Source organism: Hymenobacter mellowenesis (assembly GCF_030581005.1).
Classification (GTDB): domain Bacteria; phylum Bacteroidota; class Bacteroidia; order Cytophagales; family Hymenobacteraceae; genus Hymenobacter; species Hymenobacter mellowenesis.
In genome coordinates this window covers 19,470-32,105 of record NZ_JAUQSX010000009.1, presented here as the reverse complement: position 1 = coordinate 32,105, position 12,636 = coordinate 19,470, and the positions used below count along the sequence as shown (strand labels likewise).

The window sequence follows — 12,636 nt, the reverse complement described above, 5'->3', positions numbered from 1 at the left end:
GCGTACCATCGTCACACCAATTACGTACAGTTACCAACCAGCTGCCCGGCGCACTCATCCGGTCAGCCGGCCCTGCCATGAAAGTTCTGCTTGTTCTCAGCTTGTTGGCCCTGAGCATCCCAAGGGCTCAGGCGCAGGTCGACCCCGCCGCGGTGGCCCAGGGCCAGGTGCTCTCCGGCATGATGCGCGGCCACGCCGAGCGCGACCGCAAAGCCCAGCTCTCCGGTAAACGCCCCATCAAGAAGCCCCTCACGCCCGCCGAGCAGCGGGCCGCCCATCGGCGTGAGGTGGAAGAAGCCATGCGCCGCCCGCCGGCCCGGCCGGGCTCCGTACGGTAAGCCGGCGACGCTTGCCCCCAAGCCAACCTGGCGCTGCTGAAAAGCGGCCCACTGCCTCCCGGCCCCGCCGACCGAATAACCTACCGAAGCCGGCAGCAACAGAAAGCCCCGTCAGTGTCTGGCGGGGCTTTCTGTTGTTTCCAAATGAAGTTCACGAAACTCATGCTCGAATACCGTTTCTTAAACTTTGATAAGTAGACGAGTTTCTCAAACTCGGCCTCATCTGTTAAGGTCCGTTTCTGCCCTTGTGAGTTTGGTTAACACTTTAGATTAAGGGTTTGCTGAAAGGAGGGTTACTTTGAGCGTAGCTAGGTATCAAGGAATTATCGCCCAAAGTATTGGTCAGGGATGCTTGCATGGTAGTGCGTCGGGTGGCATCGGCCGGAGAGGGCGACGACGCTTCGCCTCTTCATCCAACAGCGATAACATGAAAAATCAATGGCTGGTGCAAGCGGGCATCTTCTTCGTCTTAGCCGGCCTCGTGGTCTTGCCTGGTTGTACGCCCTCCGATAGCGGGTGGGACAAGTTGGAATGGGTCGTGGCCAACCACACGGCGGATACGGTGCGGGTGCAGGTGCGCTTTGCGCTGGACTCCGTGCGGCTCTCCGAGGAGGAGCAGGTCGCTTTCACGCAGGAACACTTAGTTAGCGATACCGTCGACGCCGAGCCCCGCGGTCCATTAACGTCGCCCTTGGACCGAATAGCGTGGCACCGCAACCACTGGTACCGCGTGTTTACGGCCGGCGGCTTTGTGAACGCCTATTTGGATGGCGATACGCGCCGCCAGGCGCAAGTGGTCAACCTGCCCGCCGGCGTGCTCCTTTACCCAGTGCCTCCGCACGGGACGCAGCGCTTATTCATGACCTTAACCAACAGCAGCGACCGCAGGTGGTGGCAGGCGGTGCCGGTGCCGCCGGTTGCCCCTGTCTCGGGTCTATGGCTCCAAGAGGGCACCCGCCACCGCACGGTGCAGCCGGGCCCTGACCTGCTCAATCTTTTTCGACCCGAACGGACGGGCCGGGAGTATGACTATTCAGCCCGTGCCCGACGGACCCTGACCGTGAGGCCGGGACTGGTGTTCAGTCCATGGGAGGGCCTAAAACGCACACTATCTGAGTAGCGCTTATTTTGGTAAAACCTGCAAAGCCGGTTCAGCCAAAGGGTCGAAATCTTCTGCCCACCCTTGCCAGGCGGCGGGGTGTGCTAGCTTTGCTTCATGCGTTTTTTTGAAACTGGTGACGGGATGGAGAAGGTGCCGGGCGTGGTGTGGGTAGTGGCCATCGGCGTGGTGACGTGCGTGGTGGTCGCGGTGGGCGTGGCCATCGTGGCGGGCGGCTGCTGGCTGGCCGACTGGCTCAGCAGCGGGACGTAAATGATTTCACCGAACCGGTGGCAAGGTAAACGAAGATTACCCTGTAGGAGGTGGCTTTCAGCCGGCGCTTCGACGGGCACGCTGACGTAACAGCACCGCTGTGCCCCCGGTAGAAGTGATGCCAACGCGGTAGCTGAGCGGGGCCCTTTCATCGAAAAAAATGCGCAGACTCGCGTGGGCCCGGTCGGTCGGGTAAACATACGAGCCCACCGTGACCATGCGGCCGCTCGCCCCATCGTAGCGGCGCACGACTAGCCGTTCGCGAAAGAGCCATTGGACGGTTGCCGGGGTCCGCGTGCCGGTTGTGTCTTTCGCCACCTGCAAGGCTAAGCGCTGCCCCAGCGGCAAGGCGCCGTATTCGCTGGCCGCCACGAGCCACGTGGTGGTAGGCAGCCGGTCAAAAAACAAGGTCTGAGCGACTCCTGGCAGAACGAAAAACAGCAGCAAGGCCAGAGGTGCCCCTGTTTTTATCAAGAACTTGACCATCGTGGTGAGCGGGATATGGCGCTCAGTAAAAAGGTGGAATTTATTGGTCTGTTAACTCTTCACAAGGTAGTTTGCCTAACGAAACCACCCACCAAAAAAGCCCCGCCAGCTATTGGCGGGGCTTTCTGTTTCTGCAGCGGCGGGGGCTTACGGCTTGGACGGGGTGGCTGCAACCCAAACCCTGCGCTAAAAGCCGCGCCAACCGGTTCGCGAACCGCGCCAACCGCTTCCCAGGCGCGGGCCTACTGGCTCCACCCCATCTCCGTCGGCCATAGTTGGCGTGCAATGGCATCGGTGGCTTTTTCCGGGATGCTGAGGGCCCGGGGACGCCGTCAGCCCGCAGCCCGCACCCGCTCCAGCTGGGCCTTGCGGCGCAGAAAGGGCCGTTCCAACCCATAGTACGAAGCCATAGCCAGCCCTACCGACAGCACCAGCGTGGCCAGCAGCGTGAGCAGCCAGCGCGGCGCGGCCGCCTGCGCGTCGAGCCACGGCCCCAGCTGCCGCAGCACCAGCGCTGCCGCTAGGTAGTGCAACATGTAAAGCCCGTATGACAGCTTGCCCAAGTAATTCAGCCAGCCCGCTTCCAGGCTGATAACTGGTTTTTCGGCGGCGGCCAAGTTCAGAATCAGCACCGCGAACAAGCTGGCGTACACCTCTTCATGCAACGGAAACCGCTGGCCCCAGGCCAACAGGCCGATTATGGCCGCCAGCGTCAGCCACTGCGTGGCCGGCGCCATCAGCCCGCGCAGCACGACGGTGCGCCGCTGAAACAGCAGCACGGCCGGCACCGCCCCCAGCACCAAGCAATCGAGCCGAAAATAGTATAGGAAATTGAAGGTAAAATTCAGCCAGGGCGCCGGCGTGGGCTGGGCCGCTTGAAACGCAACAACGATGCCCCGCTGCAACCCCAGCAACAGCAGGAATACACCCAGCACCACCGGCAGCACGTGCCCGCCCGCCCGCCGCAGCACCCACGGCCACAGCAAATAAAACTGCTCCTCGGTGCCAATAGACCAGGCCTGCGACAGGAACGGGATGCCGCCGAAAAGCACAAGCGCCACGTTGGGCAGCAGCAGGGCGTGCAACAAGGCCTGGCCGGGTAGCTGCGCGATGTCGGCGCTGAAGCCGTCGGTGCGCAGGTATTCCCAATGGGGCAGCACCAGCAGGGCCAGCCCCACCACCGCATAGTACAGCGGCCAGATGCGCAGCGCCCGCCGCCGGTAGAACCGGCCCACTGCAATCTGGCCAAATTGCTCCTGCTCCAGCAACAATAGATAGGTAATGAGAAACCCGCTGAGCACGAAAAACAGCGTCACCCCCTCGTCGCCGATGCGCTGCACCACCGGCACCGCGCTCCACGAGGGCCGCCCATGGAACAACCGCTGCTGCTCCACGTGGTTGACAATGACCAGCAAGGCTGCCACAAAGCGCAGCCCGTTGAGGTTGGGAAAGTACACCGGGCTGCCGGGACGGCGGTAGAAGGATGGAGCCGACATGGCGGCAAAGCTAGCGGCCGGGGATTTCGTGCAGCCGTAATGGATTGGCCGCATTGGGGCTTGTGCCCGTCCCGTTTCCGCCAGCCATATACCGCGCCGAAACCGGAGCAACGAACAGTCCCGTTAGTAGCTGGCGGGGCTTGCTGTTTCTGCAGCGGCTTAGGCAACGGACTGGGGGTTAGGGCGCCCTACCGGCTTACCACCTCTTCCAGCCGCAGCCGTTTTTCGATGGCATCGGTGGCCTTTTCCAGGATGTTGAAAGCATTCTTGGCCATTGTGTTGCCGTTGTCCAGCGTGGGGTTTATTTCGACCATCTCGAAGCACACAACCCGCTCGTTTTCCAGTAAATCCTGGCACAGGTTTTCGGCTTCGGAGAGGTAGAGGCCGTCCTCCACGGGCGTGCCCGTGCCGATGCTGAAGCTCGAATCGAGGCTGTCGACATCGAAGGAAATGTAGACCAGGTCGCAGAAGCGCAGGTGCTCGTAAATCTCGCGGGTGAGACGGCGCGAGCCCTTGGCCTTGATTTCGGGCAGCCGTATCCACTTGATGCCCAGCTCTTCGATGAGGGCATCTTCCTCCGCCTCGGTGTCGCGCACCACCACGTACACCAGGTGCTCGGGCTTGAGTTTGGGGCCGGGCTCGCCCAGGTTCTGGAGGCGGCGCCAGAAAAAGATGGTTTCGGCGTCGGGGATATTGCGCTGGTGCTTGAGGTTGTCGACGCCGAGCGAGGCGGCCAGGGGCATGCCGTGCACGTTGCCGCTGGGCGTGGTGTAGGGCGAGTGGATGTCGGCGTGGGCATCAATCCAGATGACGCCCAGCGTTTTGGCCGGGTAGGCGGCCTTGATGCCGGCAATGGTGGCGTTGGCCGAGCTGTGGTCGCCGGCCAGCACCAGCGGGAACTCGCCGAAGCGCAGCGTCTGCTCCACGGCGTTGGCAATGCCCTTTTGCACGGTGTAGATGCTGTCGATGTGCTTGGCGAAGGGGAAGTGGTTTTTCTCGAACAGCACGTGGTTCAAGTCGGGCAGCACCACGGAATTGAACCGGCGGAAATAATCGGAGCCTTTATTCAGGCAGGCCACGCGCAGGGCGTCGATGCCCATGCTGGAGCCGCGGGTGCCGGCCCCGAGCTCGGAGCGGACTTCCAGTAATTTGATGCGTTTCATCGGAGGGTGGGATTTGGGGATAGCAGGATGGCGGCATCGTTCCAAGGGGTTTCATTTAACAATTATCATTTAACAGCCATTAAACGGGCCCAAAGGCGCAGCTTGAACGACTGTTAAATGTTAAATGATAATTGTTAAATGAAAACGCTTCGAGCGCTGCCTTGCGGCAGAAGAATCTGCCGTAGCCAAGTCGCTAATATTCCATCGTCACGATGCGGGGCGTGCTAACGCAAGAACAACAAACGGTTCCCGGCCGTTAACCCGACCCCGGCGGTACTTTTGTACCACCCGCCGCAAAGGTCGGGCTTTTTCGCCGTTTTCAAAACCCGAATGGATACGTACCACGACCTCATTTCCCAAACTTTCGACTTCCCCACGGCCGATTTTACCGTGCAGGACCACGAGCTGCAATTCCACGGCATCGACCTTATGGGGCTCGTCGAGAAGTACGGCACCCCGTTGCGCCTCACCTACCTGCCCAAAATCAGTTCCCAGATTCAGCGGGCCAAGAAATGGTTTGCCGAAGGCATCGAAAAAACCGGCTACACCGGCTCGTATTCCTATGCCTACTGCACCAAGTCGTCGCACTTCCGCTTCGTGCTGGAGGAGGCGCTGAAAAACGACATCCACCTCGAAACCTCGTCGTGGTTCGACATCAGCATTATCCGTAACCTGCACGCCCAGGGCAAGGTCGACAAGCAGAAGCACATCATCTGCAACGGCTTCAAGCCCGAGGCCTACAAGAAGGAAATTGCCGACCTGATTAACGACGGGTTTGTGAACTGCATGCCCATCATCGATTCGCCCAACGAAATCGAGTACTACCACGACCACGTGCGCGAAAACGTGAACATGGGCATGCGCCTGGCCTCCGATGAGGAGCCGCGCTTCCAGTTCTACACCTCGCGGCTGGGCGTGCGCTACGCCGACGTGATTCCGCTCTACGAGCAGCGCATCAAGGACGACCCGCGCTTCACGCTCACCATGCTGCACTACTTCATCAACACCGGCATCAAGGACACGTCCTATTACTGGTCGGAGCTGAGCCGCTTCGTGCACAAGTACTGCGAGCTGCGCAAGGTGTGCCCCACCCTCACCACCATCGACATCGGCGGCGGCTTCCCCATCCAAACCAGCATCCAGCCCGAGTACGACTACCCTTACATGGTGTCGGAAATTCTGCGCACCATCCAGCGCATCTGCAAAGAGGAAGGCGTGCCCGAGCCCAACATTTTCACCGAGTTCGGCATCTTCACGGTGGGCGAAAGCGGCGCCATCATCTACAGCATTCTCGACGAGAAGCTGCAGAACGACAAGGAGCTCTGGTACATGATTGACGGCTCGTTTATCACCAATCTGCCCGACACCTGGGCCCTCAACCAGCGCTTTATTCTGCTGGCCGTCAACGGTTGGCAAAAAAGCTACAAGCGCCTGCAGCTCGGCGGCCTCACCTGCGACTCGCAGGACTACTACAACGCCGAGAAGCACATCTATCAGGTGTTCTTGCCCGAGCGCAAGCCCACCGATGCGCAGCCGCTCTACGTGGGCTTCTTCCACACCGGCGCCTACCAGGAGAGCCTGAGCGGCTACGGCGGCATCAAGCACTGCCTCATTCCCGCCCCGCAGCACGTCATTCTGGACCGCGCCGCCGACGGCACCCTCACCGATACCGTGTTTGCGCCCCAGCAGGAAGCCGGCAGCATGATGAAGATTCTTGGGTACGAATAATTCAATTTCGGCGTTGGCGGGTTGTGCCAAAATATTAGGCTCTTTGCTTATCTTTGAAGCCCAACCCCGCAACCCCTCACCCGTTTTTTATATAATTATGAAAAAGTTCGTATTGCTCGCCGCCGGCTTCGCGGCCCTCTCCCTGGGCGCCTGCAACCGCCAGAAGTGCCCCGCCTACAGCAGCACCAAGGAAGCCAACCGCGTGTCCTCGCCCATCATGGCCAGCACCGCTACGCCGGTTGCCCACCAGTAAGTTTATTGGTTTTGAAATAAAAAGGCCGGCTTCCCACGTGGGAGGCCGGCCTTTTTCTGAGGCATTGATTTTCGCTGATTTTAAAAAACCAGCAGGCGCCGGCAATCCGGCTACTCGGCGGTGATTTTCCGAATGCGGTCCCCGTATTCGGTGAGGTAAAGCACGCCCCTGGGGCCAGCGGCGATGCCCGACGGCGACTGGAACTGCGCCGTGCCGGCGGCGCCATCGACAAAACCCATCGCGCGGGTGCCGGCCACGGTGGTGACCACACCAGCCGGCGTCACTTTGCGGATGCAGTGATTACCGATTTCGGCCACGAGCAAGTCACCATGGGCGTCGATGGTGATGCCGGTGGGCGCGAAGAATTGCGCCATGTTTCCTGGGCCATCTGCAAAGCCTTTCGTGCCCGTGCCGGCCAGCGTGCTCACGGTGCCGTTGGGGGTGATTTTGCGGATGCGATGCCCGCCAAATTCGGACACGTATAGGTTGCCCTGGCCATCGAGGGCTAAGCCTTCCGGGTTAGCAATCTGGGCGCTGCTGCCCGGGCCATCGACCGAGCCGCGCCCGCCCGTGCCGGCCAGCGTGCTCACGGTGCCGTTGGGCAGCACCTTGCGTATCCGGTTGTTCTCGAAATCGGACACGTACACCACGCCCTGGCCATCCACGGCCAAGCCGTAGGGGCCATTGAAGTGCGCGGACGTGCCCGGGCCGTCGGCAAAACCGGTGGTGCCAGAGCCAGCCAACGTGCTCACGATACCACCGGGCGTGATTTTACGGATGCGCTGGTTGTCGTAATCTGCCACATAGAGGTTGCCCTGGCCATCGAAAGCCACATCACCGGGGCCGTAGAAACGCGCGGCAGCGAGCGGGCCATCGGCAAAGCCGCTGGTCCCGTTGCCGGCCAGGGTGGTCACCACGCCGGTGGGGGTAATCTTGCGAATGCTGGAGTTCGCATTGTCGGCCACGTACACGTTGCCTTGCCCGTCCACAGCCACGCCATCGGGGCCATTGAACTGCGCGGCGGTCCCGGCACCATCAACAAAGCCGAAAGTTCCGTTGCCGGCCAGGGTGCTGACTTTGGTGTACACGATTTCGGGGTCGGCGGGGGTTTCCTTTTCTTTTTTGCAGGCGTTGAGCCCAAGCAGAAGGAGTGCGCCAACGGCCAGCGCGGAAAGCTTTGTCATGTGCGTAGATAATTGGCTGTATTCAGGAAAAGAAGCGAGTCGAAATTACAGCGCCAAAGCTTGGGAATGCTTATTGGCCGGGCTTTCCCACGTAGGAGGCGAGCTTTTTTATGGCTTTTTGATTTGGTAGCGCCTGATGAGCCCGGTGTATTCGGCGGCTCCGGGCTTCTCAAGGCGCCCCGGACCGAAAACCGATACCTCCGTGTAGGCTGGAAAGGAGCGATAAACAGTAATATCCTCGCTGTCGGCTGCCTTCACCAGCGAATCACCGGCCTGCACGTAGCTCTGCGCCAAGCCGATTAGCGCCAGGCCTTTTGTTTCGCCGGTGGCCAGCTTCACCCGCTGAATGCCGTGCGAATAAGACAGTATTTTGGCCACGCGGCCCGCTAATTGCAGGTCTTTGTATCGCTCAGCTTCATTCTTTTTACTAGCCGTGGTGGTGAAGTAAAAAACCACTTGCCCCAGCACCACGCACGCCATCAGAAACAAGGTATTGCGGTTTTTTGCTACCCAGCCCGGCTTTTTATCAGTGCTTGTCATTGGCCCAAGATAACAGCCGTGGCCGCCCGCAAATCCGCCACGTGCGGCGCAAAACCAGCTTCCTCCTCCCCCACCAGAATGCCGCGCACGCCCACCGCGGCGCCGGCTTCCATGTCGCGCAGCCGGTCGCCCACCAGCCAGCACTGCGCCGCGTCGAGACGAAAGCGGGCAATGGCTTTTTCCAGCATGCCGGAGTTGGGTTTACGCAGGATGGACTCGCTCACGCTGGGGTGGGCATCGGCGAAATAGAGGGCGTCGATGAGGCCGCCGCAGGCACTTTGCAGCTTGGCGTGGCAGGCGCGCACGTCGGCGGCGGTGTAGAGTTTTTTGGCGATGCCGGCCTGGTTGGTGACGACGATGAGCAGGTAGCCGGCGGCTTTGAGGCGGGCCAGGCTTTCGGGCACGCCGGGGAGGATGTGAAATTGCTCGGGCTGCCACACGTAGGTGCCCATTTCCTGGTTCAGCACGCCGTCGCGGTCCAGAAAAACAGCTTTATTTTTGGTTATCATTGGAACAAAGAAAGTAGGACGACCTTTGTGGTTCGCATCCCCGCACGCCCCGTAACGTTGTCGGGGCGCTAACTACCACCGAAGGTCGGCGAAGCAGACGTTCGCGCTACAGCCATTTTATGAAAATTGCGATTATCGGCGGCGGCATCAGCGGCCTCACCCTGGCCTGGCACCTGCAAAAAGCGGGCGTTTCCTACGACCTGTTTGAGGCCGACGAGCGGCCCGGTGGCAACCTGCGCACCTGGGCCACGCCGGAAGGCTACCTGCTCGAAACCGGCCCCAACTCGCTGCATCTGAGCCCCGAGTTGGAAGAACTGCTGGCCGACCTCGGCCTCAGCGACCAGATTCAAGACGCTGCCGCCGTGAGCCAGCACCGCTACGTGCTGCGCGATGCCCGCTACCAGATATTGCCCAGCTCGCCCCCGGGCCTGCTCACCAACGGCTTTTTTAGTCTGAAGACCAAGCTGCGGCTTTTCAAAGAATTCCGCCAGCCCGCCGCGCCCCTCGACCTCACCGAAACCGTGGGCAGCTTTTTCCGCCGCCGCTTCGGCAGCGAAGTCGTGGACTTTGCCGTCAGCCCCTTCGTGGCCGGCATCTACGCCGGCGACCCCGACCAGCTGCTGCTGCACAAAACCTTTCCGCAACTCTCGGCCCTGGAGCAGCAACACGGCTCGGTGCTGCGCGGGCTGATGAAAACCGCCAAAGGCCAAGGCAAAGGCGTGGGCCGCCGCCGCATCGTCACGCTCAAAAACGGCATCCAAACCCTCACCGACACCCTGGCGGCCCGGCTCGCCCACTGCCAGACCAGCACGGCCGTGACGGCCCTTTCGCGCGCCACCGACGGCACCTACCAGCTGGAGCTGCGGGGGGCGCGCGGCCCGGAAGCGGCCCCCGGCTACTCGCATCTGGCCCTGGCCCTGCCCACCTACGCCGCCGCGCCGCTGCTGGAGCCCCTGTTTGCCGCGGCCGCGGCCGCGCTGGCCGCCGTGCACTACCCGCCCATGAGCGTGGTATTCACGGCCTACGACCGGGCGGCGGTGGCGCACCCGCTCAACGGTTTCGGGGCGCTGCACCCCAAGGTGGGGGGCACTTACACGGCCGGCTCCGTGTGGACCAGCAGCATTTACCCCAATCGGGTGCCGGCCGGGCAGGTGCTGTTCACCACGTTTGTGGGCGGCACCCAGCACGAAGAGGCCGCCGTGCAGCCCGAGGAGTGGCAAAAGCCCGCCGTCGACTCGGAGCTGGGCCGCTTTTACGGCATCACTGCGGGACCGCGCTGGCAGGGGCGCTACGTGTGGCCGCGCAGCATTCCGCAGTTCGACGCGCAGATAGTGGGCGCGCACGAAGCCGCGGCAATGCTGGAAGCCGATAAGATTGTAGCCGTGGCCAACTGGCGCGCCGGCGTGAGCGTGCCCGACTGCATTCGGCACGCCCGGCGCACGGCCGAAGCGCTGGCAGCTGAGCAATAGCCACTTGCTAGCAGCGTTGCATGATTAAGGGTATCTGAATATTTTTATTAGTCGGCAAAAAAGCCGCTCAGAGCGCTGTGTATGCGTGCAGCTTCGCACCGCGAAACCCTATCTTTGATGCAAGATTACCGTCCATGAGCGAAGGCCTCGTCCTAATTCCTACGTACAACGAACGCGAAAATGCGGAGCTGATAATCCGCAAGGTGATGTCGTTGCCGCGGGCTTTCGACGTGCTCATCATCGACGACGGCTCGCCCGACGGCACGGCCGCCATTGTGCGGGGCTTGCAGGCGACGTTTCCCGGGCGGCTGTTTTTGGAGGAGCGCGCGGGCAAGCAGGGCCTGGGCACCGCCTACATCCACGGCTTCCGGTGGGCGCTGGCCCACGGCTACGAGTACATCTTCGAGATGGACGCCGACTTCTCGCACAACCCCGACGACCTGCTGCGCCTGCACGACGCCTGCGCTCAGGAGGGCTACGACGTGGCCATTGGCTCGCGCTACATTCAGGGCGTGAACGTGGTGAACTGGCCCATGTCGCGGGTGCTGATGTCGTACTTCGCCTCGTGGTACGTGCGCCTGGTCACGGGCATGCCCATCCGCGACGCCACGGCGGGCTTCAAGTGCTACACGGCGCGGGTGCTGCGGGCCATCGAGCTGGAGAAAATCCACTTCGTGGGCTACGCCTTCCAGATTGAAATGAAGTGGCTGGCCTACCAACTGGGCTTTCGCATCAAGGAAGTGCCCATCATCTTCACCGACCGCACCCGGGGCACCTCCAAAATGTCGAAAGGCATTGTGCAGGAGGCTTTTATCGGCGTGCTGCAGATGAAGATAAGCAGCTGGGTACACCCGCTGAAACCGGCGGCCGGAAGCTAGCGCGGCGGCGGCCGACGCGTTTTGTGTTGCAGAATCGGCGGTTTGTGTAGCTTGGTTCTGGACTGAAGACCAGACTTTTGTGGGACAATGGCTGTTCTAATCGGCACAGCCTTATTTCCTCCAACATTCGACGCTTTATGTCCCTCACCGCATACCGCACCCTCGGCCGTTCCGGCCTGGTGGTCAGCCCCCTGGCCCTCGGCACCATGACCTTTGGCACCCCGCGCTGGGGCTCGCCCGACGATGTTTCGAAGGCCATTTTCAACGCTTACGTGGAAGCGGGCGGCAATTTTGTCGACACCGCCGACGTGTACGCCGGCGGGCGCAGCGAGGAGCTAGTGGGCCAGTACATTGCCGACCGCGGCCTGCGCGACCAGGTGGTGCTGGCCACCAAGTTCGGCTTCAACGGCGGCCCCGGCAATCCCAATGCGGGCGGCAATGGCCGCAAAAACATCTACCGGGCGCTCGAAGGCTCGTTGCGCCGGCTCCGCACCGACTACGTGGACCTCTACTGGCTGCACGCCTACGATATGGTGACGCCCGCCGAGGAAGTGCTCCAAACGCTGGGCGACCTGGTGCGCGCCGGCAAAATCCGCTACTTCGGCTTTTCCGACATGCCTGCCTGGTACACGGCCAAGGCTGCTACGCTGGCCGCGGCGCACGGCGTGCCGGGCCCCACTGCCATGCAGCTGGCCTACTCGCTGGTGGAGCGCAACATTGAGCACGAATACGTGCCGCTGGCCCGCGAATTCGGCCTGGGCATCACGCCCTGGAGCCCGCTGGCGGCCGGTTTCCTGGCCGGCAAGTACCAGCGCGCCGACGCCGGGGCTACCGGCGAAGGCCGCCTCAGCGGACCCAATCCGTTCGGCAACACGCTGTTCACGGACCGCAACTGGCGCATTCTGGAGGCTTTGCAAGCAGTGGCGGCGCAGGCTGGGCACCCGCTGGCGCAGGTAACGCTGGCCTGGGTGCTGGCGCAGCCCGGCATGAGCGCGCCCATTGTGGGCGCCAGCCGGGTGGCGCAGCTGCGCGACAGCCTGGCGGCGCTATCCCTCACGCTCAGCCCCGAGCACCTGCGGGCCTTGAGCGAGGCCAGCGCGCCGGAAGCGGTGTTTCCGTATCCCATTTTCACGCCGGCCGTGAACAAGGGGATTTTTGGGGGCCACTCGGTGCAGGGCTGGCAGTAGCAGCCGTTTGGGCAGGCGCTGGCAGGCGGCCGG

At 62.0% G+C, this 12,636-nt stretch carries 14 protein-coding genes; 8 read left to right on the top strand and 6 right to left on the bottom strand.

The features are described from left to right. Nucleotides 1–77: 77 nt before the first annotated feature. The 3 genes from Q5H92_RS16765 (at nucleotide 78) to Q5H92_RS16755 (ending at nucleotide 1,710) form a co-directional block, all read left to right on the top strand. Complete coding sequence (locus Q5H92_RS16765) at nucleotides 78–338, top strand: hypothetical protein (RefSeq protein ID WP_305012702.1); 261 nt, start codon at nucleotides 78–80, stop codon at nucleotides 336–338. A 427-nt stretch (nucleotides 339–765) separates the two neighbouring features. Beyond that, nucleotides 766–1,458, top strand: coding sequence for a hypothetical protein (locus Q5H92_RS16760; RefSeq protein WP_305012701.1), 693 nt, complete (start codon nucleotides 766–768; stop codon nucleotides 1,456–1,458). A gap of 96 nt (nucleotides 1,459–1,554) precedes the next feature. After that, on the top strand, nucleotides 1,555–1,710 hold the full coding sequence (locus Q5H92_RS16755; RefSeq protein WP_305012700.1) for a hypothetical protein: 156 nt from the start codon (nucleotides 1,555–1,557) through the stop codon (nucleotides 1,708–1,710). 57 nt (nucleotides 1,711–1,767) lie between these two features. On the opposite strand, the gene Q5H92_RS16750 is transcribed toward Q5H92_RS16755, so the two are convergent. From Q5H92_RS16750 to Q5H92_RS16740, 3 genes are all read right to left on the bottom strand, one after another. Continuing rightward, nucleotides 1,768–2,196 (bottom strand): hypothetical protein, encoded by a 429-nt coding sequence (locus Q5H92_RS16750; protein ID WP_305012699.1) that lies wholly within the window; start codon nucleotides 2,194–2,196, stop codon nucleotides 1,768–1,770. A 332-nt stretch (nucleotides 2,197–2,528) separates the two neighbouring features. After that, on the bottom strand, nucleotides 2,529–3,692 hold the full coding sequence (locus Q5H92_RS16745) for an acyltransferase family protein (RefSeq protein WP_305012698.1): 1,164 nt from the start codon (nucleotides 3,690–3,692) through the stop codon (nucleotides 2,529–2,531). 188 nt (nucleotides 3,693–3,880) lie between these two features. Continuing rightward, nucleotides 3,881–4,855: an arginase gene (locus tag Q5H92_RS16740; protein ID WP_305012697.1), complete on the bottom strand. Its 975-nt coding sequence runs from the start codon at nucleotides 4,853–4,855 to the stop codon at nucleotides 3,881–3,883. Nucleotides 4,856–5,185: 330 nt separating this feature from the next. Here Q5H92_RS16740 and Q5H92_RS16735 point away from each other — a divergent pair, with 330 nt between their 5' ends. Beyond that, entirely contained in the window at nucleotides 5,186–6,583 is a 1,398-nt protein-coding gene (locus Q5H92_RS16735) for a type III PLP-dependent enzyme domain-containing protein (RefSeq protein WP_305012696.1), read from the top strand. Nucleotides 6,584–6,680: 97 nt separating this feature from the next. Then, nucleotides 6,681–6,836 carry a hypothetical protein gene (locus Q5H92_RS16730; RefSeq protein ID WP_305012695.1) on the top strand — a complete coding sequence of 52 codons (156 nt, stop codon included), beginning with the start codon at nucleotides 6,681–6,683 and terminating at the stop codon, nucleotides 6,834–6,836. A 110-nt stretch (nucleotides 6,837–6,946) separates the two neighbouring features. Here the strand turns inward: Q5H92_RS16730 and Q5H92_RS16725 are convergent, their stop codons facing one another. The 3 genes from Q5H92_RS16725 to Q5H92_RS16715 form a co-directional block, all read right to left on the bottom strand. Beyond that, entirely contained in the window at nucleotides 6,947–8,020 is a 1,074-nt protein-coding gene (locus Q5H92_RS16725) for an NHL repeat-containing protein (RefSeq protein ID WP_305012694.1), read from the bottom strand. A 108-nt stretch (nucleotides 8,021–8,128) separates the two neighbouring features. Next, on the bottom strand, nucleotides 8,129–8,560 hold the full coding sequence (locus tag Q5H92_RS16720; protein ID WP_305012693.1) for a hypothetical protein: 432 nt from the start codon (nucleotides 8,558–8,560) through the stop codon (nucleotides 8,129–8,131). Beyond that, complete coding sequence (locus Q5H92_RS16715; protein WP_369811160.1) at nucleotides 8,557–9,069, bottom strand: D-glycero-alpha-D-manno-heptose-1,7-bisphosphate 7-phosphatase; 513 nt, start codon at nucleotides 9,067–9,069, stop codon at nucleotides 8,557–8,559. The genes Q5H92_RS16720 and Q5H92_RS16715 overlap by 4 nt, the downstream gene beginning before the upstream one ends. 119 nt (nucleotides 9,070–9,188) lie before the next feature. Here Q5H92_RS16715 and hemG point away from each other — a divergent pair, with 119 nt between their 5' ends. The 3 genes from hemG to Q5H92_RS16700 all read left to right on the top strand — a co-directional run bounded on the left by hemG (nucleotide 9,189) and on the right by Q5H92_RS16700 (nucleotide 12,603). Then, on the top strand, nucleotides 9,189–10,538 hold the full coding sequence (gene hemG, locus Q5H92_RS16710; protein ID WP_305012692.1) for a protoporphyrinogen oxidase: 1,350 nt from the start codon (nucleotides 9,189–9,191) through the stop codon (nucleotides 10,536–10,538). A 134-nt stretch (nucleotides 10,539–10,672) separates the two neighbouring features. Beyond that, on the top strand, nucleotides 10,673–11,416 hold the full coding sequence (locus Q5H92_RS16705; RefSeq protein ID WP_305012691.1) for a polyprenol monophosphomannose synthase: 744 nt from the start codon (nucleotides 10,673–10,675) through the stop codon (nucleotides 11,414–11,416). A gap of 137 nt (nucleotides 11,417–11,553) precedes the next feature. Further along, on the top strand, nucleotides 11,554–12,603 hold the full coding sequence (locus tag Q5H92_RS16700) for an aldo/keto reductase (RefSeq protein WP_305012690.1): 1,050 nt from the start codon (nucleotides 11,554–11,556) through the stop codon (nucleotides 12,601–12,603). Nucleotides 12,604–12,636 lie beyond the last annotated feature (33 nt).

Excerpts from the sequence above, each read along its gene's own strand:
- Q5H92_RS16765 (WP_305012702.1), top strand. The coding sequence starts at position 78 with ATGAAAGTTCTGCTTGTTCTCAGCTTGTTGGCCCTGAGCATCCCAAGG.
- Q5H92_RS16760 (WP_305012701.1), top strand. The coding sequence starts at position 766 with ATGAAAAATCAATGGCTGGTGCAAGCGGGCATCTTCTTCGTCTTAGCC.
- Q5H92_RS16755 (WP_305012700.1), top strand. The coding sequence starts at position 1,555 with ATGCGTTTTTTTGAAACTGGTGACGGGATGGAGAAGGTGCCGGGCGTG.
- Q5H92_RS16750 (WP_305012699.1), bottom strand. The coding sequence starts at position 2,196 with ATGGTCAAGTTCTTGATAAAAACAGGGGCACCTCTGGCCTTGCTGCTG.
- Q5H92_RS16745 (WP_305012698.1), bottom strand. The coding sequence starts at position 3,692 with ATGTCGGCTCCATCCTTCTACCGCCGTCCCGGCAGCCCGGTGTACTTT.
- Q5H92_RS16740 (WP_305012697.1), bottom strand. The coding sequence starts at position 4,855 with ATGAAACGCATCAAATTACTGGAAGTCCGCTCCGAGCTCGGGGCCGGC.
- Q5H92_RS16735 (WP_305012696.1), top strand. The coding sequence starts at position 5,186 with ATGGATACGTACCACGACCTCATTTCCCAAACTTTCGACTTCCCCACG.
- Q5H92_RS16730 (WP_305012695.1), top strand. The coding sequence starts at position 6,681 with ATGAAAAAGTTCGTATTGCTCGCCGCCGGCTTCGCGGCCCTCTCCCTG.
- Q5H92_RS16725 (WP_305012694.1), bottom strand. The coding sequence starts at position 8,020 with ATGACAAAGCTTTCCGCGCTGGCCGTTGGCGCACTCCTTCTGCTTGGG.
- Q5H92_RS16720 (WP_305012693.1), bottom strand. The coding sequence starts at position 8,560 with ATGACAAGCACTGATAAAAAGCCGGGCTGGGTAGCAAAAAACCGCAAT.
- Q5H92_RS16715 (WP_369811160.1), bottom strand. The coding sequence starts at position 9,069 with ATGATAACCAAAAATAAAGCTGTTTTTCTGGACCGCGACGGCGTGCTG.
- hemG (WP_305012692.1), top strand. The coding sequence starts at position 9,189 with ATGAAAATTGCGATTATCGGCGGCGGCATCAGCGGCCTCACCCTGGCC.
- Q5H92_RS16705 (WP_305012691.1), top strand. The coding sequence starts at position 10,673 with ATGAGCGAAGGCCTCGTCCTAATTCCTACGTACAACGAACGCGAAAAT.
- Q5H92_RS16700 (WP_305012690.1), top strand. The coding sequence starts at position 11,554 with ATGTCCCTCACCGCATACCGCACCCTCGGCCGTTCCGGCCTGGTGGTC.